The organism is Terrabacter sp. GCM10028922 (assembly GCF_042666095.1).
Lineage (GTDB): Bacteria > Actinomycetota > Actinomycetes > Actinomycetales > Dermatophilaceae > Terrabacter.
This window is the reverse complement of record NZ_JBHTFG010000020.1, coordinates 1-7,979: the sequence shown is the minus strand read 5'-3', so window position 1 is coordinate 7,979 and position 7,979 is coordinate 1. Positions and strand designations below refer to the sequence as shown.

Sequence of the window (7,979 nt, the reverse complement as noted above, 5' to 3'; positions counted from 1 at the left end):
GGGCCGCAGACCGATAGTGAGCCACACCGATCGAGTTGGTGGGCAGCCGCATGGAGAGCTGCCCGCTGATCACCTAGACCGAGTCTGGCCAGACACCGGTCCTACGGGAATCGTCTAGCAGCCGCGTCAGGCCCCTGTCCGCCCATGCCGGATGGGCACGGAGTCAGTCGAGGTGGGCTCCGGTCTCCCGGGGAAGGAGGGCCGCTACCAGCGTCTCAACCAGCCAGTCCCGGTACTCCCCCTCGGTCCAGCCGCACTGGGTCACGAGCGCCTCGTAGTTGGCCTGGCCGCACACGGTGTAGACGATGTCGCCCGCGCGCTCGGCGGTCAGCCCGGAGCGGAGCACACCGCGCTGTTCGAGCAATTTCCCCAACCCAGCCCGCAGGCCGTGCCGCCGCTCCGCTGCTATCTGCTCGCGCAGCTCGATCAGCGATGTATCGCTGGTAGAGGCGGCGTCGAGCACCCGCAGCAGGGGACCGACCCGCGACCAGATTCCCGGCTGGGTGGCCGCATACAGCAGTAGCTGTCGCACCGGGTCCGGTTCGTCGATGATCCGCCGGATCGCCGGGCGTTCGATCACCGGAACGTCGGCCCGCCCCGCGCCCCCTGCCACGGCGGCCCGCACCGCGTCACCGAGCAGCCCTGCCTTCCCGCTGGCCGAGCGGTAGACCGTCTCCACCGCAACCCCGGCCTCAGTCGCGATCGCGGGAATGGTCGCCCCGGCGAACCCCCGCTCGACAAACAGCCGCTGGGCCGCCTCGACGATGCGCGCACGCGTGCGCGCGGCCTGCGCCCGCCGCAGCTGCGAGTCGTACTTGCGTCTTGCCTTGCTGGACATTGAGGAGAATGATACTGGCATCAATATCCCTTGACCGGGATTCGCCCACCCCGGCCACCGACACCAGGTGGAAGTCATGTCCAAAGTCATCGAAGCCAGCACCGACATCGCCCGCACCCCGCAAGAGGTCTTCGACTACGTCTCCGACCCGGCACGGCTGCCGGACTGGCAGCCGTCGGTCAACATGGCCGCTTTCGAACCGCCCGGAGTTCCGGCGGCGGTGGGCATCCAAGGGCACGAGGTCCGCCGGATTCCGGGCGGCGGGCGAACCTTCCGATGGGAGGTCACGGAGTGTGAGCCCGGCAGGCGTTGGAGCATCCGAGGCATCGACGGCGCCGTCCGCGCCCACGTCACACTGGCTTTCGCTCCGACACGTGCGGGCACCGACACGCACGTCAACTACCGCATCTGGTTCGAGGGGCATGGCATCGGCAAACTGATCCGGCTGCTCGCCCGCCAGGGTGCCCGCAAGGAGGTCCCAGCGAGCTTGGCGCTGCTCAAGCAGCGGCTTGAGGCGACCAGCGCGCGGCCTGAGTCACCCAGATCGAACCTCTAACGAGGCAACCCGTGCACACCTGTCGCCAACACTCGGCCCTCGCCGAACGCCTGCATGGCGCCGCGAGGGCGGTGGCTGAAGCGAGTCTTTCCGCCGCGAGGCGGCACGGCTCGAGTCCATACTGTTCAATCGAGTTTGCGCAGCGTCAGAAGGGGGACGCCGAGGTCGCGGATGCGGGCGAGGACGCTGTGCAACTGCGCCTGGTCGACGACTGGGCCGGTCAGGCTGGTGGTGCCATCGGCGAGGCGGACCAGAGTGAGGTCGCCGAGCGCAGCGGACCAGTGGTCGTCGAGGTGGCCCGCGACCCGGATCTCGTACGCCGCGGTGCCGGTTACGGTCGGGCGTGCAAGGCCGGTTGTGGGGCGGATGCTCATGTGGGTGCTCCTGCTGGTGCCCTGCGGGTAGTGGTGGTGCCATCTGGGTGGCGGGGCTGGCGTCGGCGGGCGGGGCGGTGGATGGTCCACTCGGCAACGGCCAGGTTGATTAGCCAGCCGGACCCCTCGGCCACATCCATGCCAAGCTCGCCGGTACCGAGAATCGCCGCGGCGATGCCGTCGGTGAAGGCCTGGGTGCCGGCGGCCAGGCCGATCGCATAGGCCCGGATCATCCAGGCCCGGTGAGCCGTCATGTCACGGCGGCGGATCGCGGCGACACCGAGCACCAGGCTGGCGGCCATGGCTGAAGCGAAGACCAGACGCAGGACATAGAGCAATGCCCCGGTGCCGGGCTGCGCCTCGTAGAAGAGGGTCAACCACAGCGCCGACCCAGCGACGGCGAGCCCCGCCACGGCCACGAGGCGGCCGGCGCGGCGGTGCCAGGCCGGGTGATGGCGCCGCAGACCCGGAAGGAACTGGAACGCGCCGACCAGGGCGAAGAAGGCAGCGGCGGTGATGTGCAGGACAAGGGCGGTCGGGAAGCCGGTGAGCCGGTCATCGGCCGGGATCAGGTCGGGTCCTCCAGCGAGCTGGACGAGCCGGAGGGACCCGGCGGCGAGCGGGATGACGGACAGTGCCACCAGTGCGGCCGGGATCGGCCAGCCCCTGGGCCGGCCCGTCCCCTTGACGCGTGGTCTCGTGGGCGGCCCGCCGGCTGAGGTTGGCTCCGAGGTTGACTGGCCGACGGGCTGCCGGGTGGTCATCGGAGTGCGGGCTGCGAGGCTGGGACGATGGCCGGGACAGTTGCAGCGGACGTCTCGACGGTTGTCTCGAGCGACGTCTGGGTGGTTTCGGAAGGATTGCGCCACAGGGACACGCCGAGGGCGATGAGCGCGATGCCCTCCGGGACGGCGAAGGGTCGGTTGAACGAGTCAGGCAGCACCGCGAGCGCCGCCGTTGCGACGGTGCTGAGGGCCAGCAGGGCTGCCGCCCATCGAGCCAGAACTCGGGTGCGGAACAGGGCGATGCCGAAGATGAGGCCGCCGACGATGTAGCCGGCTCCCGTCAGGTTGAACAGGCTCTGGAGGCCGCCGATGTCGCCGTTCGGGGTTCCACCGGCGGCGGCGGCCACGACGTCGTTGACGAACCCCGGTTCGGTGTGGACCAGGTCCGGCAGCGCGGTGGCGGCGATGGTTTCGACGGAGAACATCGCGAGGTATCCGACGGCGAAGAGGAGGTAACCGACCAGGCCCAGGAGCCCGGCTTTGCGGTACTGGCGCAGGTACATGCCGGTGATGCCCGCAAGTGCCAGCGCGGCCATTACCGACTTGGCGCTGCTGCGTGCCACCCACTGTGCGGTCTCCGTGGTGAAGGCGTCGGCGGCCGGGTGGTTGATCTGGACGGCGATGAAGATGGAACCGGCGACCACGGCCGCGGTCGCGGCGGCCTTGAAGAGGCCGGTGGCGGTGACGTTCATGGCGGGACTCCTGTTTCGGGTGCCGGACCGGGTGTCCGGCGATGTCCCCAGACGCTAGGAGCGGGGTTGGTGAACCCACATCGCATGACGATGTGACCGGCTTGGTGATCTCAGCTGCCCGACGTCGCGGCTGAGCACGGTCGGGGTCTGGCGGTGGTTGCTCGAGCAGGTCCGCTAGAGCAGGTGGAGCTCGCGGGCACGGGTGACCGCGGACCGGCGCGTGTTCACGTCCAGCTTGGTGAAGATGTGCCTGGTGTGGGTCCGGAACGTGTTGACGGACAGGAAGAGGCGGTCGGCGATCTCGGGACCGGTCAGGTCGGTCGCGAGCAGCTGGAGCACCTCGATCTCACGCTCACTCAACGGCTCCCGGGCTCCAGGTGTGACTGGCTGGATCCTGATGGGGTCGGTGGGCTGGCGCTCGGCTGCGCGGAGCAGCGCCGTTGCCTCGGCGAAGCCCCCCACGTCGGGGCGCCCCGCAGCGGCCCGGAGCAGCTCGTGCATCGCGGGTCCTTCGTCGAGGAAGAGCCGGCAGTACCCGGCCGGGACGCCGACGTGCAGCGCGCGCCCAAGGTCTGCGACCGCAGCCGTCGGGTCGCTCCGGCGGCGGGCGAGGGCGCGCACCAGGAGCGCTTCGACGACGCTGCCACCACGATCCGCGGCTTCAGCGGCGGCCACGATCCGATCCAGCAGCGTGAGGGCGTCCTCGAGGGTGTCCAAGTGTGGGTCGGCGTGGTGTTGCGCAATGAGCAAGCGCGCAAGCGTGAGCTGGTTGTACTCGACCAGATAGCTGGTTGGGTCGTTCGGGGTGACGTGGTGGGCGCGGGCCCAAGCCGCAGCGTCCGCCAGCCGCCCCTGGACGATGCGGACTCGCGCCTGCATGGCGGGGATGGGCCGGATGTCGGGGAAGTAGCCGGGCAGGAACAACGGCTGGGCCTGCTCGATCAGGCCCACGGCGTCGTCGAGGTCGCCGGACGCCACGAGCAGCCAGGCCATGGCGGTGTACCAGCGGTGTCGGTTCTCCGGCAGCGAGGACCGCTCGCCGAGTTCGTGGGCCGTGTGCAGGTGCGCCGCAGCAGCGGTGAGCTCGCCCTGTTCCCGCAGCACCTCCGCGAGTCCGACGTGCAGGTCACCGGTCGTGGACAGCGTCGGGCCTTGGTGTGCTCCCGCCGCCGCGAGGGCCCGCTCGTACAGTTCCCGCGCTTGCGTCGGCTGTCCGCGCGCAAGCCACATGTTGGCCAGGACGACGGTGGTGCCGAGCTCGTCGGTCAGGTTCCCGGCGGCGTGAAGGCTACGTACCGCCTCCCCGAAGATGTCCACGGCTGCCGGCAGGTCGCCGGCCGCCCAGGCGGCCAGCCCGAGGTAGCCCGCGCCGCCGGACCGGGCCACGTGGTCGGTTGGGCCAGCCAGCTCGAGGGCACGGCGGGCGTGCGCGATGGTGTCGTGCAGGTCGCCGCGTGCCTGAGCGACGGCGGCGCGGTACACGGCTGCCTGCGCCGGCAGGGCCCGCAGCTCCTTCTGCCGGGCCGCGGCGGCGTCAGCCAACCGGCCCACTCGTGGCATGGGCGCGGGAGGCTCGACCCTCGAGGTCTGCAGGGCCTGGTCGCCGTAGTCGAGCCAGCGCTGAGCCCCGTCCAGGTCGCCCTCGGAGAGCCGCGCGGGCACCATCTGCGTGGCCAGGAGGGCCCGGCCGCGCAGCACGTCATCGGGTAGGGCGTTGAGCCAGTCGCGCAGCGCCCGGTCGTGCCGCCGCTGCCGAGCTTCGGGCAAGGCAAACTCCAGCAGGTCGGCTGCCCGCTCGACATCGCCTGCGGCCATGGCGTGGATGATGGCGTCGGCCAGCGTCCCGTGCTCGGCGTGCCAGTCGCTGGCTTTCCGATGCAGACTGGCGACCCGCCCGGGATTCTCCGTCTGGAGCCGGGCGCGCAGCGCGTCGGTGAACAGATGGTGGTAGCGGTACCAGCGGCGCACGTCGTCAAGCGGGACGAGGAACAGGTTGGCGCGCTCCAGGGCCTCGAGCAGCTGCTGCCCGTCGTCGCAGCCGGTGAGCGCCTCGCACAATGGCCCGCTGAGCTGCTCGAGGACCGAGGTGTCGAGCAGAAAAGTGCGCACCTCCTCGGTCTGGGTCGCCAGGACCTCCTCGACCAGGTAGTCCAGCACGAACCGGTGGCTGCCGGTGAACGCCTCGACGAACGTCTCGACACCGTCCGATCCCGGGCCGCCGGGGCTGGTGGTGTGGCCGCGGACCGAGAGGGCCGCCAGTTGCAGTCCTGCCGCCCAGCCTTCCGTGCGGGCTTCCAGGGCCGCCACCAGCGGTGGCGCGAGGCGCAGCTCCATGACGTCGTTGAGGAAGACCTCGGCCTCCTCGGCGGTGAACCGCAGGTCGGCGGCGCGGACCTCGAGCAGCTCGCCCCGCGCGCGCAGTCGAGCCAGCGGCAGCGGCGGGTCGGCACGCGTCGTCATGGCCAGGGTGACCTGGGGCGGCAGGTGGTCCAGCAGCATCGCGACCGCGTTGTGGACCTCCGGGGCGTCGATGACGTGGTAGTCGTCGAGCGCGAGGACAGTCGCGCCGGCGAGTACATCGAGGTCGTTGACGAGGCTGGCGATGACGTCCTCGACCGGCAGGCCTCGTTCGGTGTCCATCAGGGCCAGCGCCTCCGCGCCGACCTCCGGGCTGGCGGCCTGCAGCGCGGCCACCAGGTGAGTGAGGAACACCGGCAGCTCGGCGTCGGCCGGGTCGAGGGACAGCCACCCCACCCGCAGGGCAAGCGCAGTGTCGCCCTGACCCGCGGCGCCGACCCGCACCGGGGCGAGCCACTGGCTCAGCAAAGTGGTCTTCCCGAACCCCGCCGGGGCCGCCAGGAGCACCAGCCGCGGCATCCTCGTGGGCTCGCTGACCGGCAGTCGCTCGAGAAGCCGCCCGCGGGAGACGAGCAAGCGGCGTGGCGCCGGCGCCCGCAGCTTGGTGCCCAGTAGCGGCATCTGACCAGCGTAGGTGCCGCTACCGGGCAGCAACGCCGGAAACGCGCGAAGGGTTCGGCAACCGGTCGCTCGTGCTCATCGGGGCCGAGCCACCTGCCACGTCACGCGGCTGCTGCGTCTATCCGCCGCGAACCGGGCCCTGGCTGTCGGGCGTTGTTTACCGGATCTGCCGATGTGCGGACGTCAGACAGCGACCTGAAATCTGCTTGCCTCAGCAGAGGTAAGGTTCAGCGCTGCGAGGGACGCTGTGGACACTCTGGGGCCGTGTTCGGCTCTGGGTCGATCGCATCCCGCCGCACGCTCAGGTCCCCGCGGATTTGGGCTGGCTCAGCGATCTCTGGGAGGCACAGTCCCCCGGGGTGCCGCCGATCGGCCATCGGATTGGCGACTCGAAACGATGGGTCCGGTTCCACAGCCTCCCCGAGTCGAAGAAGTACGCTGAGAACGAGGCCGAGTGCCCCGAAGTACTCCGCCGACATCACGTCGTGTTTCGCAAGCCTCGCCGAGGCAGACGCTCCCCTTCTCGTGATCATGGCGTCTTGGTCACCCACTAGGTTTGTGCGAAACAGGCCGAGGTCCTTGGCGGCGGCTGCACCACAGACAAAGCTCTGGAAGTCCTTCGTGCTGGAGCCTGAAGACGAGCACGCGTGGCACACGAACGTGTTCGTGAGCCATCTTGAGAACAGTCCAAACTCTCTGGACAAAGCTGCTGACGGTAATCGCCGACTACGGCACGGCAGATCTGAAGGGAAGGCTCGCGGATCAGGTGGGTTGACGACAACCGGTCATGCCTCGGCCGCGTCGAGCGTCAGCCGACAAACGCGATCGTGTTGCCGTCCGGGTCGCGCACGATGAAGTCGGTGCCGCCCCACGCTTGTTTGGTCAGCTTCTGCACGATCTCGATGTCAGCGGCCCGATACTCCGTGTAAAGCTCGCGCACGTTCGGCATATCGACGAACGCCATGATGAGCCCTTCTCGTTCCGCGGCACCGGCCGCGAACACCGGCTCGTGTACGACCTTCAGGTGCAAGGTCGCGCCGTCGCGCGACACCGATCCGTAGAACGGTGGGTTGCCGTGCAAGAAGTCGATCCGGAAGCCGAGCTGGTCCCGATAGAACGTGGCCGAGGCGTCGACGTTCACGACGTACAGCACCGGTTTGGCGCTAGCGCCTGCCGTGTCCCGAGCCGCCGGCTGCTCGCTGGTGGGCGAGGCCGCTTCCGTGCTCGCCTTGAGTTCGGCCCAGCTGGCGCAGCCCGCTTCGAGGGCGATGATCTCTTGGGCTTCGGTGAGGGGAAACTTCAGCGCAAGTGCTTCGCGGTCGGACAACGTGCGATAGCGCGCAAGTTGTCGGATGCGACCGCCGATCGAGAAGTTCCCGTCGCGGTGCCAGCGGACGAGCAGTTTCGCCTGCTTCTTGTAAGTTTCGAGCTTGGGCATGACGCTCCCTCTTCAGTCTTGAAGTAGGTGGGCCTTGCCCTTTCGGCTTGCTGTGCCGCTGCGCCCTACGACCGAGTTTGAACTCGCGCCTGCGGCGCTGAGATTACCACAGCGCATTGGCCCCCGGCCGTTTGAGCGCCGCCCGGCGTTCTGCAGGCGCTCCGTCGTCGTCCGCTCTTGCCAAGCCGAGTGCGTCATATCGGCTCCCTTCTGTTGTCAACCGGTGGCGTCGAGTGTGTTGATGCGGTCGGTCTTCCGTGGCGTGGGTGCCGGGCGTAGCGTCGGTTGTGCGGGTCCGGGAAGTGGCTGATCCGAAG

7 protein-coding genes are annotated in these 7,979 nt (G+C 69.5%); 1 reads left to right on the top strand and 6 read right to left on the bottom strand.

Features of this window, described 5'->3' with window-relative positions:
- Positions 1-163: 163 nt before the first annotated feature.
- Positions 164-838: a helix-turn-helix domain-containing protein gene (locus ACFQU3_RS16905; RefSeq protein ID WP_385911844.1), complete on the bottom strand. Its 675-nt coding sequence runs from the start codon at positions 836-838 to the stop codon at positions 164-166.
- A gap of 76 nt (positions 839-914) precedes the next feature.
- On the opposite strand from ACFQU3_RS16905, the gene ACFQU3_RS16900 reads away from it, so the two are divergent.
- Positions 915-1,394 carry an SRPBCC family protein gene (locus tag ACFQU3_RS16900; RefSeq protein WP_385911846.1) on the top strand — a complete coding sequence of 160 codons (480 nt, stop codon included), beginning with the start codon at positions 915-917 and terminating at the stop codon, positions 1,392-1,394.
- 125 nt (positions 1,395-1,519) lie between these two features.
- Here ACFQU3_RS16900 and ACFQU3_RS16895 read toward each other — a convergent pair whose 3' ends face one another.
- From ACFQU3_RS16895 to ACFQU3_RS16875, 5 genes are all read right to left on the bottom strand, one after another.
- Positions 1,520-1,768, bottom strand: a complete 249-nt coding sequence (locus ACFQU3_RS16895; RefSeq protein ID WP_385911842.1) for a hypothetical protein — start codon at positions 1,766-1,768, stop codon at positions 1,520-1,522.
- Positions 1,765-2,409: a DUF2306 domain-containing protein gene (locus ACFQU3_RS16890; protein WP_385911840.1), complete on the bottom strand. Its 645-nt coding sequence runs from the start codon at positions 2,407-2,409 to the stop codon at positions 1,765-1,767. Before ACFQU3_RS16890 ends, ACFQU3_RS16895 begins: the two co-directional genes overlap by 4 nt.
- A gap of 119 nt (positions 2,410-2,528) precedes the next feature.
- Complete coding sequence (locus tag ACFQU3_RS16885) at positions 2,529-3,245, bottom strand: hypothetical protein (protein ID WP_385911838.1); 717 nt, start codon at positions 3,243-3,245, stop codon at positions 2,529-2,531.
- Positions 3,246-3,419: 174 nt separating this feature from the next.
- The gene (locus ACFQU3_RS16880; RefSeq protein WP_385911836.1) at positions 3,420-6,224 is read right to left on the bottom strand and encodes a LuxR C-terminal-related transcriptional regulator; all 2,805 of its coding nucleotides are present in this window, start codon (positions 6,222-6,224) and stop codon (positions 3,420-3,422) included.
- An 808-nt stretch (positions 6,225-7,032) separates the two neighbouring features.
- Positions 7,033-7,662: a glyoxalase superfamily protein gene (locus ACFQU3_RS16875; protein ID WP_385911834.1), complete on the bottom strand. Its 630-nt coding sequence runs from the start codon at positions 7,660-7,662 to the stop codon at positions 7,033-7,035.
- Positions 7,663-7,979 lie beyond the last annotated feature (317 nt).

What these genes read in the sequence shown, in the direction of transcription:
- ACFQU3_RS16905 (WP_385911844.1), bottom strand. Translation starts at nt 838, where the DNA reads ATGTCCAGCAAGGCAAGACGCAAGTACGACTCGCAGCTGCGGCGGGCG.
- ACFQU3_RS16900 (WP_385911846.1), top strand. Translation starts at nt 915, where the DNA reads ATGTCCAAAGTCATCGAAGCCAGCACCGACATCGCCCGCACCCCGCAA.
- ACFQU3_RS16895 (WP_385911842.1), bottom strand. Translation starts at nt 1,768, where the DNA reads ATGAGCATCCGCCCCACAACCGGCCTTGCACGCCCGACCGTAACCGGC.
- ACFQU3_RS16885 (WP_385911838.1), bottom strand. Translation starts at nt 3,245, where the DNA reads ATGAACGTCACCGCCACCGGCCTCTTCAAGGCCGCCGCGACCGCGGCC.
- ACFQU3_RS16880 (WP_385911836.1), bottom strand. Translation starts at nt 6,224, where the DNA reads ATGCCGCTACTGGGCACCAAGCTGCGGGCGCCGGCGCCACGCCGCTTG.
- ACFQU3_RS16875 (WP_385911834.1), bottom strand. Translation starts at nt 7,662, where the DNA reads ATGCCCAAGCTCGAAACTTACAAGAAGCAGGCGAAACTGCTCGTCCGC.